Source organism: Vibrio agarivorans, from assembly GCF_030409635.1.
Taxonomy (GTDB): Bacteria; Pseudomonadota; Gammaproteobacteria; order Enterobacterales; family Vibrionaceae; genus Vibrio; species Vibrio agarivorans.
The window spans coordinates 2,821,624-2,835,552 of the sequence record NZ_JAUFQF010000004.1; the positions used below are offsets into that span (position 1 = coordinate 2,821,624).

At 45.4% G+C, this 13,929-nt stretch carries 12 protein-coding genes; 4 read left to right on the top strand and 8 right to left on the bottom strand.

What is annotated here, in order from left to right:
• Positions 1–19 precede the first annotated feature (19 nt).
• The 3 genes from QWZ05_RS21465 to QWZ05_RS21475 all read left to right on the top strand — a co-directional run bounded on the left by QWZ05_RS21465 (position 20) and on the right by QWZ05_RS21475 (position 5,450).
• Positions 20–652: a DUF2760 domain-containing protein gene (locus tag QWZ05_RS21465; protein ID WP_264875280.1), complete on the top strand. Its 633-nt coding sequence runs from the start codon at positions 20–22 to the stop codon at positions 650–652.
• Entirely contained in the window at positions 652–2,565 is a 1,914-nt protein-coding gene (locus QWZ05_RS21470; RefSeq protein WP_290300610.1) for an Hsp70 family protein, read from the top strand. Before QWZ05_RS21465 ends, QWZ05_RS21470 begins: the two co-directional genes overlap by 1 nt.
• A 62-nt stretch (positions 2,566–2,627) precedes the next feature.
• Complete coding sequence (locus tag QWZ05_RS21475; RefSeq protein ID WP_264875278.1) at positions 2,628–5,450, top strand: Hsp70 family protein; 2,823 nt, start codon at positions 2,628–2,630, stop codon at positions 5,448–5,450.
• 119 nt (positions 5,451–5,569) lie between these two features.
• Here the strand turns inward: QWZ05_RS21475 and QWZ05_RS21480 are convergent, their stop codons facing one another.
• The 4 genes from QWZ05_RS21480 to QWZ05_RS21495 all read right to left on the bottom strand — a co-directional run bounded on the left by QWZ05_RS21480 (position 5,570) and on the right by QWZ05_RS21495 (position 9,059).
• Positions 5,570–6,403, bottom strand: coding sequence for a MaoC/PaaZ C-terminal domain-containing protein (locus QWZ05_RS21480; protein ID WP_290300612.1), 834 nt, complete (start codon positions 6,401–6,403; stop codon positions 5,570–5,572).
• A gap of 256 nt (positions 6,404–6,659) precedes the next feature.
• Positions 6,660–6,881 carry a hypothetical protein gene (locus tag QWZ05_RS21485; RefSeq protein ID WP_264875275.1) on the bottom strand — a complete coding sequence of 74 codons (222 nt, stop codon included), beginning with the start codon at positions 6,879–6,881 and terminating at the stop codon, positions 6,660–6,662.
• Positions 6,882–6,973: 92 nt separating this feature from the next.
• Entirely contained in the window at positions 6,974–8,191 is a 1,218-nt protein-coding gene (locus tag QWZ05_RS21490; RefSeq protein ID WP_264875274.1) for a cyclic di-GMP phosphodiesterase, read from the bottom strand.
• 499 nt (positions 8,192–8,690) lie between these two features.
• A complete protein-coding gene (locus tag QWZ05_RS21495; RefSeq protein WP_264875273.1) occupies positions 8,691–9,059 on the bottom strand; it encodes a MarR family transcriptional regulator in 369 nt (122 codons plus the stop codon).
• Positions 9,060–9,339: 280 nt separating this feature from the next.
• Between QWZ05_RS21495 and QWZ05_RS21500 the strand changes: the two genes are divergently transcribed.
• Positions 9,340–10,017 (top strand): DUF2982 domain-containing protein, encoded by a 678-nt coding sequence (locus QWZ05_RS21500; RefSeq protein ID WP_264875272.1) that lies wholly within the window; start codon positions 9,340–9,342, stop codon positions 10,015–10,017.
• 24 nt (positions 10,018–10,041) lie between these two features.
• On the opposite strand, the gene QWZ05_RS21505 is transcribed toward QWZ05_RS21500, so the two are convergent.
• The 4 genes from QWZ05_RS21505 to QWZ05_RS21520 all read right to left on the bottom strand — a co-directional run bounded on the left by QWZ05_RS21505 (position 10,042) and on the right by QWZ05_RS21520 (position 13,748).
• Entirely contained in the window at positions 10,042–10,698 is a 657-nt protein-coding gene (locus tag QWZ05_RS21505; protein WP_264875271.1) for an MBL fold metallo-hydrolase, read from the bottom strand.
• A gap of 86 nt (positions 10,699–10,784) precedes the next feature.
• Entirely contained in the window at positions 10,785–12,389 is a 1,605-nt protein-coding gene (locus QWZ05_RS21510; RefSeq protein ID WP_290300616.1) for a L,D-transpeptidase family protein, read from the bottom strand.
• A gap of 273 nt (positions 12,390–12,662) precedes the next feature.
• Positions 12,663–13,259 (bottom strand): GTP cyclohydrolase II, encoded by a 597-nt coding sequence (locus tag QWZ05_RS21515; protein WP_264875269.1) that lies wholly within the window; start codon positions 13,257–13,259, stop codon positions 12,663–12,665.
• A gap of 303 nt (positions 13,260–13,562) precedes the next feature.
• Positions 13,563–13,748, bottom strand: coding sequence for a hypothetical protein (locus QWZ05_RS21520; protein ID WP_264875268.1), 186 nt, complete (start codon positions 13,746–13,748; stop codon positions 13,563–13,565).
• Between the last annotated feature and the right edge of the window lie 181 nt (positions 13,749–13,929).

The following is a 13,929-nucleotide window of genomic DNA, read 5'->3' on the forward strand; positions in this document are numbered from 1 at the left end:
CATAACAAGAGTATTGATTATGAATTTTGATTTACAAATGATTCCTCAAACGTTCGACATGCTGCACGCTGGCCTTACGGCTTCGAGCGTTTTGCTACTTCTTATCGCTGTTTCTCGCAAATCGAAAGTCATCGAGAAAGTGGTTGAAAAACCGGTTGAGAAAATTGTCGAAGTTGAAAAGCCGGTAGAGAAGATCGTTGAAGTTGAAAAAGTCGTTGAAGTTGAAAAGGTCATCGAAAAAGTGGTTGAAGTTGAGTCTAAGCTCGCAACAGCCTCTACCGACTCTGCTATGCAGCTTCTCTCTATCATGCAGCAGGAAGCGCGCCTAATCGACTTCCTAAAAGAAGACCTGACGTCATTCTCTGACGAAGAGGTCGGCGCAGCAGCTCGCGTTATTCATACCGGAGGTCAAAAAGTATTGGCTGAGTATGTCACGCTTGAGCACATCCGCAATGAAGATGAAGAGACACGCATCACTGTTGAGGAGGGTTTTAACCCTCAGCAAGTTCGCCTAACAGGTAACGTAACGGGCTCAGCACCGTTTAACGGTACATTAGTTCATAAAGGTTGGAAAGCCTCTGCAATGAACCTACCTAAACTGGCTGAAAACTACGATGCGTCAGTGATTGCACCTGCTGAGGTTGAGCTGTAATGGAAGAGATGAACACACAACACCCTAAATTCAGTGTCGGTATCGACTTGGGAACAACGCACTGTGTGCTTTCTTACATCGATACTACGGATGAAGAGGCACGTGTTAGCGTCATGCCAGTGCCTCAGTTGACCGCACCCGGCAATGTTGAGTCTCGTGAGCAGTTAGGCTCGTTCCTATACCAGCCACACGAGCACGAAATGAACCCAGCTTCACGTGTACTGCCTTGGACGACAGAACCAACAGCGCTTGTCGGTGCCATCGCTCGTAACCTTGGCTCAAAAACACCTATTCGCCTGATTGCCAGTGCGAAATCTTGGCTTTGTCATGGCGGTGTTAATCGTCGTGATGCGTTCCTACCAGCGGGCAGCCCTGAAGAAGTGGAGAAAGTCTCCCCTCTACGTGCAACTGAGCTCTATCTTGAGCACTTGAAACAAGCATGGGATCACGCCAACCCAAGTAACCCGCTTGCAGAGCAAGATGTCACGATTACTGTCCCTGCCTCATTCGATCCTGCTGCACGCGATCTTACTGCAGAAGCAGCTCGTAACGTTGGCCTTGTTCACCTAACTCTTCTTGAGGAGCCACAAGCCGCGCTTTATAACTGGATTGACAACAGTAACGACAGCTGGCGTGACCAAGTCACTGTGGGTGACATCGTTCTGGTTGTCGATGTCGGTGGTGGTACGACCGACCTGTCACTGGTCGAAGTCACCGAAGATGAGGGCAACTTAACTCTCAACCGTATCGCGGTTGGTGAGCATATCCTGCTGGGTGGTGACAATATGGATCTTGCTCTAGCGTATCGTCTAAAGATGAAACTGGCGCAAGAAGGCAAAGAGCTACAACCTTGGCAAGTTCAAGCGATGACTCACGCTTGTCGCGATGCGAAAGAAGCCTTACTCAATGATGCTGAGCTACAAGCAGTGCCGATTGTTGTCCCCAGCCGTGGTTCAAAACTCCTTGGTGCGACTCTAAAAACTGAATTGACTCAGCAGGAAGTTCAACAAACGCTGGTTGATGGTTTCTTCCCTAAAGTCGCGATCACAGAGCACCCAGTACAAAAATCGCGTGGCGCACTAACACAGATGGGTCTGCCGTATGCACAAGACGCGGGAATTACTCGCCATATTGCGGCTTTCCTTGCAAAGCAAGCGAATGCCCAAGGTGGTGATGCGCCTGCTCAAGAGCACAACCCATTTGCGGGTATGCCTGGTATGCCGGGAATGGAGCAAGCATCGACGACTGATTTCATTAAGCCAACGGTTATTCTTTTCAATGGTGGTGTGCTGAAATCTGAACTGCTTGCGAATCGTCTACAAGAAACCATCAACGACTGGTTAATTGATGCTGAGGCTGAATCAGCAAAACGTCTTACCGGTGTAGACCTCGATCTTGCAGTCGCAAGTGGCGCGTCATACTACGGCTCAGTTCGCCGTGGCCAAGGGGTTCGTATTCGTGGCGGTATTGCTTCGGCATACTACGTCGGTATCGAAAGCGCGATGCCAGCGATTCCAGGCATGGCACCTCCTCTAGAAGCACTTTGCGTCGCGCCATTCGGCATGGAAGAAGGCTCAAGTGTCAATGTACCTAGCCAAGAGTTCGGCTTGGTTATTGGTCAGCCTGTTCACTTCCATTTCTTTGGTTCAACTGTACGCCGAGATGATGAGGCAGGTACGCACCTTGATCACTGGGCACCGGAAGAGCTCGAGGAGCTACCAGAAATTCACGTGACCTTGTCCGTATCAGACGGTCGTAAAGAGGGCGAAGTAGTGCCAGTTACCCTCGCTTCACGAGTCACTGAGTTAGGTACGCTGTATCTAGAAGCCATTGCCTCTGACAACGGTCAGAAATGGCATGTCGAGTTTGATGTCCGCGAAGACAATCACTCTAGTGAAGAGCAAGCACTATAGAATATCCAACGGCACCTTTATGGTGCCGTTTTTAGAGAGATAAGAACAATAAGAGGCTACGCATGGCATCTCCTCGTTTTTTAGTCGGCATCGACTTAGGTACGACCAACACCGTTGTCGCCTACTGCGAAATTTCTGAAGATCTACAACAATCCCCTGTTACACTGTTTGAAGTTGATCAACTTATCGGTGCAGGAGAAGTAGTTCGTAAACCCCTCCTCCCCTCTTTCCGTTATCACCCAGCTCAAGGCCAAATCGCTGCCACTGACCTAACCCTACCTTGGGAGTCTCAGTCTGTTGAAGGTGACGCAGAGCAAGTCATCATCGGCGAGTGGGCAAGAGAGCTTGGGGCCAAAGTTGAAGGTCGCCAAGTCTCAAGCGCCAAGAGTTGGCTATCTCATCAAGGGGTAGACCGCAACTCTGAAATTTTACCTTGGGCCGGCGCTAATGACGTGGAGAAGGTGTCTCCGGTTGTCGCAAGCGCGAGTTACTTGAACCACATTCGACAGGCATGGAACTACCGTAACCCAAGCAACAAGCTCGAAGATCAGGAGGTCGTGGTGACTGTCCCTGCTTCATTTGATGAAACCGCACGCCAACTGACACTAGAGGCAGCGAGGCTAGCGGGTCTCTCCTCGATTATGCTTCTCGAAGAGCCTCAAGCGGTATGCTACGACTGGTATGCTCGTCATCAAGACACGGCCGCTGACAAACTGAAAGATCTTCCGCTCATGTTGGTATGTGATGTAGGTGGTGGTACGACCGACTTGAGCTTGATTCAAGCGCAATATCATAACAACGAACTGAGCCTCGATCGAATCGGTGTGGGTGAGCACTTGATGCTCGGGGGGGATAACCTTGATCTAGCTCTAGCTCATCTTGCTGAGCAGCGCTTTGATAATTCGAAAAAGCTCAACGCTTCAAGTCTGACCAAGCTCATCCAGCAAACTCGAGCGGCCAAAGAGCAGCTACTCTCAACCAAAGCTCCTGAAGAAATCAAAATCACGATGCTAGGAAGTGGCTCAAAACTGCTTGGTGGCACCAAAAGTATCGGACTGACGAAACAAGAAGTGCATCAAATTGCTCTTGATGGCTTCTTCCCAATGACTGACTTTTCCGCCATACCAGACAAACGCCGCAGTGCTGTGGTCGAGTTTGGTCTACCGTATGTCGCTGATCCTGCAGTCAGCAAGCACGTGGCTGAATTCTTAACCCAGCACCAGCAAGTGTCGTTGGCTGCACTAAACAGCAATGAGGCAACCTCGGTCTCTGACTCTCAACCGGCAATACCGGTTGGTTTGCTGCTCAACGGTGGTGTCTTCAATAGTTCGCTGGTCACAGAGCGTGTCACAACGCTGCTTGAACACTGGCGCGGAGCTCCGGTAACCGTCCTTGATAATCCACATCCAGACTGGTCTGTCGCCTTGGGCGCTGTTGCTTATGGTAAGGCGAGACGTGGTGCACAGCTTAAAATTGGTGGTGGTGCTGCGCGCTCCTATTTCCTTCACCTGCAAGAAAAGAACAGCATGGGTAAAGCGCTTTGCTTGCTGGCAAAGGGCACGGATGAAGGGCATGAAATTCGCCTCACTGGCCGTCGATTTGCGCTTACTTTAGGCGAGCCTGTCAGATTCAACTTATTAACCTCGACTCATGATACCCTGAGCAATGAGACCAAAATACAAAATGGCTTGATCAGTGACATCGACCCTGACCTCTTCACGCCACTGCCGCCTTACATATCAACATTAGGTAGCCAAGGTATCGACCTTAAAGCCAACCAAAAAGAACGCGTTGAAGTACAACTCGCTTGCCAGTTGACAGAAGTCGGCACATTAAAAATGGAGTGTGTCAGCGTAGAGGATGACGCTCAGCGCTGGCAACTCGAATTTGAAGTCAGAAACCAAAAAGCCGACGATGATGACAAGGTGCAGCTTCACCCTAGACTCGCTGAATGTCAGGAGATCGTCACACGCCTTTATAGCGGCAACAAAAAGAGCGCTGACACTAAAGAGATCAAAACACTAAGTAAAGATCTTGAGAAACGACTAGGAAAGCGTGAAGAGTGGGACTTTGTCACATTACGTCAGCTATTTGATACTTTCTCACAAGGTCGGAAGCGCCGTAGACGCTCAGAGCAACACGAGAAAAACTGGCTAAGATTGTCTGGCTACTGTCTACGCCCAGGTTTCGGCGACCCCACCGACTCATGGCGAATTGAACAGATTTGGGCTTTGTATCAGCAAGGCATACAGTTTAAAAACCATCAGGGTTACAGTGACTGGTGGGTATTTTGGCGCCGTGTATCGGGTGGTTTAAATCAAGAGCAGCAAGAGACCATATTGGCTGATATCGCCAAATATCTGCACCCAGGGGCGATGAAAAATCCCAAGTCTGCCCAAGCAGCGCAAGATATGGGATACGAGGCTATGGTGAGACTTTCCGCTTCGCTAGAAAACCTCGATGTAGAAGATAAAACCTTACTCGCTTCTTGGTTTTTGAGTAAAGCAACCACGCAGAACCAATTCATTCAAGCACACTGGTGGGCGTTTGGTCGCCTCGCTTCACGAACGCCACTCTACGGCAGTCAGCACAACGTTATTGCTCGTGAGCAAGCTGAGCAATGGTTACCTAAGTTGCTAGAACAAGACTGGAATAAAGAGACCATGATAGGTTTTGCAGCCGTGATGATGTGCAGAAAGACCGGAGACAGAAAACTGGATATCTCTGATCACTTCCGCGAACAGGTCATTGCCAAGCTCAAAGGCAGCAAAGTCCCTGATTCTTGGTTTCCTATGGTCGAAAGTGTGCAAAGCCTATCGCAGAGCGATTCAAAACGACTGTTTGGCGATACACTGCCAAGTGGGCTTACCGTTATCTCTCATTAATCTTAGATAACTCATTAACCTCAAACGCCCAGCGCCTGAAAACAACGTAGGCGCTTTAAACTCTCATTGATAGTTTTTAGCGCCTACGTATGAATGTGCCACTGACATTGCTAGGTATATTACCAAACCATCTCAACGCAGCATTTTCCTTCACTATTGAGTAAGTAGCCCCGAGTATCTTCCTGCAGTATATGAGCACTTTGTGGAAGCAACAACGGTCTTTTAAACTTGACGCGCATTTGCTTGTCACTGCCAACATTTCTCTTATAACAATAGGCATAGAGGGATGCGACAGAATACATTCCATGCAAGATAGGTTGTTTAAAGCCAAACAGCCGAGACAACACTGCATGAATGTGGATGGGGTTGTAGTCACCCGATATTTTCGCGTATTTACGGGCTTTCGCCACGTTGTAGTCGACTTGACGCGTATCGACTAATTCAAAAGGACGATCGTCAGAAACCGCCCTTTTAGCTTCACTCGTTTTGTCTCGCACCTTTGGAGCCAAACTCAAGTACTCACTTTCGATAGTGACAACTGGATTGCCTTTATTTTGTATGACAATAAGTAGTGAGATTTGCTTACCCTTGGCGACACTGTGACAGGCTTTTACCGAGACATTAACCTGGTAGTCATCCCCTATTTCCCCGACTGTATGACGCTCAATCACCAATCCAGTGTGAACTAATCCCATCGCAGACACAGGAAACTCAGGGTGATTAAACAACGCTAGTTGCGCGGGTTGAGAAAAAACAAACCAGAAAGGTAATGGAATAGCATCATTCACAAAAGCAAAATAGCGATTGTAAGCGTCGAGTTGTGCGTGATCTATACGGGCTGATTGTACAGTAATGTCAGGAAATGACAGTGAAGACAGCTCTTTTTTCTTCCTACTAAACAGCACCTTAAGTAGTTCTTTGTGATATTTTGGCATCGTAGATAGCACGGCCATACGCTTCCCTTTCCTTGTTTCCCCACAACCAATGTGGTCCATGTGACCTTATTGTGACTCATCTCGGTCAGTTGTGCTATGAACAAACAAAAAAAAGCCTAGCACCCTACAAGAGGTGCTAGGCACAATACTTCCGTGTCAACTACATTTAACTATCGGTGATTATAATGGCACAACTAAAACGTAAATTTGGAATAACGCCGATTACATTTTTACACTTAACTTGTCAGACAAGTTAACTATTCTAGTTCTAGTTCTAGTGATGAGTGCTTTCATGTTGACCAACATCTACGCCTTGATAGATATCCGATAGTGATCGAGCCGCACGTGATTTGTATTGACGCTTTTTCGCTTCATTCACAGCCTTATCGGCGTGCTCTAAGGCTTTCTGATGTTCTTGTGCCGCTTTGAGAAACTCTGGATTATTCATTGCTTCTTTACGAAGGCGATTGATTCGCTCTAGTTTGTCTAACAACATAAGCACCTCCAATACTGGCTTTATATACAGTATAGGAGATGGTCGAAGTTATGCAATGTTTTACTGTGATTTTATACAGTAACCTTGTTAGGCTACTCGTCGTAGAACGGAGCAGAATCAACTTTAAGCGATTTAGGAGAGACTGCTTTAACGATCTTGTGTGATGATCCTTTAAGATCGAGATAGGTCACTTCGGTATAGCGTTGATATTTGTTGGAGTAGAAGCACTTGATCACTGGCTTAAGCGGATCAGATTGATTCGACGTCCAGACAATACCTACCCTTCCGTCGCTCAACTCCACCAATGAACCGACCGGATACATACCAATACAGTTGATAAACTTATAGACCAGCTCTCGGTCGAGGTGATTAGGTGTAAGAGAGAGCAAGATTTTAAACGCTTCGGCAGAACTCATGCCCGCCTTATAACAACGGTCGGCGGTAAGTGCATCATAGATATCAACAATACTGCTCATCCTACCGACAGTCGGCAACTGATCTTCTTTTAAGCCGTTCGGGTATCCTGTCCCATCGAGTTTTTCATGGTGCATCAAGCAAACATCACGACTCACAGGACTCAAACCACGTACTCCGTGAATGATTTCTTGCGCATACACCTGATGCAACTTCATGTGCTCAAACTCTTCTGATGTTAATCTACCTGGTTTGTGCAGCACCTCGTCATCCACTTTTACTTTGCCGACATCGTGAATAATGCCCCCAATAGCAAGCGACTTGAGTGTTTCACTGTCCATCTTAAGGTGCTTACCAAACGTTACTAATAAACAGGCGACATTAACCGAGTGTTCAAGTAAATAGCTGTCTTTGCTACGCAGTGCAGAAACACAATGAAGCGCATCAGAGTCCACCAGCGCGACTTCGATCAGTTCATCAGCCCACTGATCGATCTCTTCAACATCTAGCGGCTGACTGTTAAACGTTACGTTTAATAATCGCTGTGCTAACGTTTTCGCTTCTTTAATCAGTTTCTTAGCTTGTTTCTGTTGCGAGGCTCGAGAATAACGGCGAGGTGTTCGTTTCGTGGTTTCCGTTTGCTCTGAAGCGGGTGCAGGCTCGACCCCTTCATCTTCCGACAATGGTTTAATAACACAACCTTTCATCGAGAGGTTTTGATCAACATAGACATACTTAATGTCATTACTGACAAGACGCTCAATGCCGGCCTGGTTACTTACACGACCCGCATTGGATAAATTGACACGTTTGTTATTTTCTATCCCGGTAACAAACATTCCGACCGAAAGATCGTCTATCGAGATCTTGACCGATTCTTCTGGGTTGTACAGCATTCTAAATAGTATTCAAAGTTTTACTGACGCCTCAAACTGTCACTTCGACTCAAATTTGGTCTCAGTGTCAGTGCACTACCTGTCAGTTGTTATTGTCAACATCAAAGGTCATTTTTGTTATCAAACATGGTATTAACCATATAAATAGTCAGCCTTTCGATGCATATCATATTGTATGTGAAGATTATCACTTTATTACAACATGTAACAACGACATATTAAAAATAAAACGAGATCCGTATAGCATTCCTTTAACCGCTCAATACAAAACTATATTCGTAAAACCCGGCAACTATTCATAGGTAGGTGTGTAACTATGAGGAAAAGAATATCGAACACATTGCTGTGTAGGGATTTGATGGAAATTTGACTTGTTTGTTCCGTCAATTAAAAGCCTAATTGAAGCTACTAATATAGCTGCCAATTTATTATATAACTTATTGTTTATATAATAAAAAACGGCCTAAAAAGGCCGTTTTTTAAATCAAGTATCTCAAGATTAAGCTGTCTTGTAGATAACCTTATTACCTGCTAGTTGCTCTTTTACTACCAAGTTTTCTTCAAGTAGTTTTTTAAGTGCGCCTGTTGCCCAAGAAGCCGCTTTAGCATCTTCTTGACCAGCCGCTAGGCCGATACCTTTCGGGTTAATACCTTCAGCGTTTTTCGCTACGATATCGAAAACCTGTTGTTGCTTAGGAGTCAGTGAAACGTTTGATGCCACTTTAGGTTGTGCGACTTCTTTTACGACAGCTTGTGCTGGTGCTTCTTTAACTGGCGCTACTTTCTTAGCAGACGCAACATTTGCTACGGTTGCTTTGATGTATTTTTGTAGTTTCGCTTGTACCTTACGCTTGTGAGCAAGTCTCATTAATATCTCTCCGCTTCACTGCATCATGCAGTGGTCAAAAATTAATAGCGCGTTTTATACCAAAAAAATTGGACGATTTGTAGGGTAGCGAGTTGAATTGCTGCCAAATGCAGCCAAGTCACCTCAATTTATTAACAACCACTGTATCGATAATCAGTGAAATGATCTTATTTTCGTCACTTTAGTAGTAATTAAGGATACGGTTAGACAACGCGTTCAAGGCAAGAAACGATAACACCTTCTACTACACTTAATTCAGATATCTTAAAGAGCGTAGACGATGAAAACTTTACACCTAAGTAATCGTGAGAGAATCACCCAATCAATGGTCCTCAAACTGATCGGCATTATGATCGGGGTCGCTCTGCTGTTTCTCTTTTTAACATCGCCCAGCATCAACACCGCTCTCATATCCTTGTTGGTCGCGGTTGCTGCGGTCGCAATGACCTACCACATCATGCGCAAGGCCTATAATGGTTTCACCTTGACACCTACTCACTTGCAACAGCACAGAGTCAAAGGAGGCTGGGTCTTGTCGTGGCACAATATAGAGCGGATAGGTCAGTGTGAGGAAGAGGTCGATGGTTGGAAGCGCCCACTTCCTTGGGTCGGAATTAGAATTAAGGACTATCAGCCGTTTGTTGACTCTATTTGTCCTCGACTTGCCGTAGAGCTCCTTATGGAGCAACGTGCACTACTATATGTAGGTGTCGCGGGAAACAATCGAGAGAAATTTCAAGATATGGTTTTGGACTCTAAACGCTATCAATCAGGTGACCGTTGTTTCAAAGGCCTGCAAGCGACAGTGGCGAACAGAATGCACCATATGCGAACCGCCTATGGCTATGATGTTTTTATTGCTGAGGGTGATTTAGATAGGCCAATAGAAGAATTTATCGGCCTATCTCGACGTTATCTCGCAGCCGTAGAGCCAGTGTCAGATAAGACGGACAATTAGCGCCTGTGCCTTTGAGAACAGCAGTTAGAACATTGGCATTTCGTCTGCCACAAATGGATTGGTTTTACGCTCATAGCCAAATGTGGACTCTGGGCCATGACCTGGAACAAAGCGCACTTCATTACCCAGTGGCCAAAGCTTCTCTTTGATAGAAGCAATCAGTGTATTAAAGTCGCCTTGAGGGAAGTCAGTGCGTCCAATTGCGCCATTGAACAAGACATCACCGACAAACGCCAACTTCGCCTCATCGCTGAACAGTACGACGTGTCCCGGCGTATGGCCTGGCGTATGTATAACATCTAACTTCTGCTGACCAAATGTGACAACGTCACCCTCATCTAACCATTGATTAGGCTCGAATGCTTCTGTTAGTGGAAATCCGAACATTTGGCTTTGACCTTCCAGCCCTTGTAGCCAGAAATTGTCTGCCTTATGTGGGCCGACAATCTCAATATCACCAAGTGCCTTTGCCAGAGGTTCTGTCCCACCGACATGATCCAGATGGCCGTGTGTCAATACTAAACGCTCAACACTTATACCGAGCTCTTTAATCAGCATTTCAAGTTGTTTAACGTCACCGCCGGGATCAATGACTACCCCTTTCATAGTTTCGTCACACCATACGATAGAACAGTTTTGAGAAAATGAAGTGACTGGCACTACTTGGTATTTGAGAGACATAACTTACCCTATAAATGTCATAGTCTTTTGCTGCACAGACTATGACATTTCGACACGGGTTTGACAATGCTAAAGGATGGGATGAGTTAGCGCTTAGGGGTTACTGAAACGATTTCGAGCGTCCTGGGATGACTCGCCATATATGGCGAGTCTAGGTCGTAAATGTCATCACGATAATGCACTTCGCCGTTCTCAAGCCACGCCGTTTGATAAATGATGAAAACTGGTATCTGTTGATTAAATTGAATGTGTTTATTTGAGCGCGCGGTGCTCAATCGATTTCTTTCAATGCCTTGATAGTCGAGTAGCACCTCTGCAAACTCCTCTGCATGCTCTACACGTATACAGCCAGAACTAAAGGCACGCATGTCTTGGTTAAATAGATTCTTGCTCGGTGTGTCATGCAAATAGATGGCACGTGCATTAGGTGTATTGAACTTATAGAGACCAAGTGCATTCTTGTATCCCGAACGCTGACGCATTCTGTATGGAAACGAACGAGGATTCATCGTCGCCCAATTAATACTCTCATATGGGATAATGCGGTTCGACGTCCAGCTCTCAAGAATATCGATCCCCTGACGTTGTAAGTAACTCGGATCTCTCTTCGCCTTGGGAACGATATCTTCAACCATGATTTTCCATGGGATATTCCACGTGGGGTTCAAAACGACAGACTGCATATGAATCTGCATGATCGGTGTCGGTCTGCGTAACTTACCCACCACGACTTTCGATTCAAAGACCTGCTCCCCTGAATGTGAATATCGCATCTCAAAGCTCGGCACATTTACAACAATCTGTGTAGCATTACCTTTGTTCCACAAACGTGACCGCTCTACGTTAAGCGCTAACTTGGTCATTCGATAACGTGGAGACACATTGAACCACTTGGTTGTCTTGGGGCCAATAACACCATCTTGTTTCAACCCATGAATGCGTTGAAACTCAAGAATCGCCGCTTCTAATGACTCGTCATACCAATCAAGATCTGGTGTCACCATTGACGTATCAACAGCCGCCATCGAAATACGTTCGATGATAATGTCTCTTTCAGGAAGAAGATCACCAGTACGCTTTAAGCCATCGTAGCCAACCAAAGGGACCGACTCTGTAAGGTATTGGCGTAAATCATTGAGCGCAATATCGATATCGTCATAGTCAATATGCGGAGCGCGGTAGTACTCAATGAATTGTGACAACGCATTCATTTCAACCGCTTTCTCGAGCGCTAGAACTGCATCTTTACTCGGTGCAGTCGTCTGCTTGACCATAGGTGATTCATAAAACCACTCTTGACCCATTTCAGAAATGTTCTCGGTATAGCTCACATAAAGCAACAAGGTATCGCTGGCTAGCAGATCATACGCGATCCAGTTCTCTTCCTTAGCAAACTGCTTGAGCTGCTCAGAACGCGTTTTAATGACTGGACTGACCCCTGAAAGCGCGACAACATCAAGCTGCACTTCGAGCAGAAAGCGGTTGTCTGGCTCGATCCAGAGTGGTGTTTCCAATTGATCAAACTTCGCCACAAGATCGGGATAATAGAGCTTAATTCCCTCTACGTAGATCGGTTCTTGAACATAGTTGTCTTGTTGTTGATCATTTAGGATAGGCTCAACAAGTTCTGTTTCCACTGCATTCGCGTGGAGCGTCATTAGCAACAATGCGCATCCTGTTATTATTCTCATACATTCGCCTCCCCCGAACATAATGTATGAGATAAGTATGGCAAAGAATAAAGTGAATGTTGTATTAAACCTTAGAAACTTAAGTCTAATATGTTGGTGGGTTTTGTCTCTAGAGATTATCAATGAATATCATATGGTTATCTTATTGCCATTGACGTGACTGGGCTTTCTCTACAACTTTAGCAGTATGATTTTGAATCTCACCAAGCCCTGAAGACACAAAAAAAGCACCGTACTGCTCAGTATGGTGCTTTTTCAAAACAGGATAGATTTCTACATCGGCAGTTTATGTTTACCGTGCGAGACTTTGGCTTTCAGGTAATCTTCATTTCCGGACTTGATATGTGCAGATGTATGAACCACTTCCACAATCTCGATGCCATTGTCTTGAAGTTCTTTGATCTTTTTAGGGTTATTGGTCACAAGGCGGATCTTTGTTACGCCGAGTGCGTTAAGCATTTGTGCCGCTTCGGTAAAATCACGCAAATCATCGCCAAAACCCAAATGGTTGTTCGCCTCGTAAGTGTTCATACCCTCACTTTGCAAACGGTAAGCATCGATTTTGTTATAGAGCCCTATCCCTCGCCCTTCTTGGCGTAAGTAAAGAATGATGCCACCATGCTCACCCATCTTGTTGATGGTTTCATCTAATTGCTCGCCGCAATCACAGCGAGATGAGTGGAACACATCACCCGTAAGGCACTCAGAGTGCATTCTTACCAAAGGTAGGTCTTGAGTTTGGTCTGCCTGCTGGAATATCACTGCAACGTGCTCTTTGTCTGTTTTCAAACCATGAAACGACAAAAGCTCCGCTTCGATATCACTTTGTTGGCCGACTTTAAAATTCACTCTGGCTCGAACTTCCGCCATAACTCTCTCTCTAATGATTATCGCAACGAGGTTAGCCTCATTTGCTGATGATTGTCATGTAGTTGCACGACATCCGTGCCCTATATATGAGGTCACTTACAAAAAGTTCAATAGATAAAACGACATTCGTAGCAAACTCATACTGTTATAATATAACAATTGTAAACAAAGAGACGCAGAATACCAACACTAAAGTGACGTGCTAGCGAAATGAAAAACAGGACATTAAGACCTTATTTTGTGTAAGGAAATAGTTTGGGCGTTCTCTTTACCAAAAAAAAACGTAATGAAGAGGGGTGAAGTTTAGAGGTTAGTCGGAAGTTGTTTCTTTTTCCAAATAGAGAGTTGTACCCACGCTGACTCTAATTCTGAAAGCTCTTCCGGTGTCAACAAAGAGAGTGTCGGCTCGGAATGCGGCAAGGTGGCAGATTGAAATGCACTCAGTTGAGTATAAAATTCTTTTTTCAATTGAGTGATCAAGGTTTCCACGACAACATCCCTGCAGTAAACAAATTAAAAATCCTTTCTAATTGGTGGAAATAATATCAGAATAAAACGTTATTGCACGACTTATCTTGTAAAAAACCGTTAATTTGAGGCCTTACTTCAAACTATTGTAATAATGAATATCTAAATTCGAAATCAGTTAAATAATGTTCGTAAATACGCA

Coding starts and splice junctions, on each gene's coding strand:
- QWZ05_RS21465 (WP_264875280.1), top strand. CDS start 20: ATGAATTTTGATTTACAAATGATTCCTCAAACGTTCGACATGCTGCAC.
- QWZ05_RS21470 (WP_290300610.1), top strand. CDS start 652: ATGGAAGAGATGAACACACAACACCCTAAATTCAGTGTCGGTATCGAC.
- QWZ05_RS21475 (WP_264875278.1), top strand. CDS start 2,628: ATGGCATCTCCTCGTTTTTTAGTCGGCATCGACTTAGGTACGACCAAC.
- QWZ05_RS21480 (WP_290300612.1), bottom strand. CDS start 6,403: ATGGCCGTGCTATCTACGATGCCAAAATATCACAAAGAACTACTTAAG.
- QWZ05_RS21485 (WP_264875275.1), bottom strand. CDS start 6,881: ATGTTGTTAGACAAACTAGAGCGAATCAATCGCCTTCGTAAAGAAGCA.
- QWZ05_RS21490 (WP_264875274.1), bottom strand. CDS start 8,191: ATGCTGTACAACCCAGAAGAATCGGTCAAGATCTCGATAGACGATCTT.
- QWZ05_RS21495 (WP_264875273.1), bottom strand. CDS start 9,059: ATGAGACTTGCTCACAAGCGTAAGGTACAAGCGAAACTACAAAAATAC.
- QWZ05_RS21500 (WP_264875272.1), top strand. CDS start 9,340: ATGAAAACTTTACACCTAAGTAATCGTGAGAGAATCACCCAATCAATG.
- QWZ05_RS21505 (WP_264875271.1), bottom strand. CDS start 10,698: ATGTCTCTCAAATACCAAGTAGTGCCAGTCACTTCATTTTCTCAAAAC.
- QWZ05_RS21510 (WP_290300616.1), bottom strand. CDS start 12,389: ATGAGAATAATAACAGGATGCGCATTGTTGCTAATGACGCTCCACGCG.
- QWZ05_RS21515 (WP_264875269.1), bottom strand. CDS start 13,259: ATGGCGGAAGTTCGAGCCAGAGTGAATTTTAAAGTCGGCCAACAAAGT.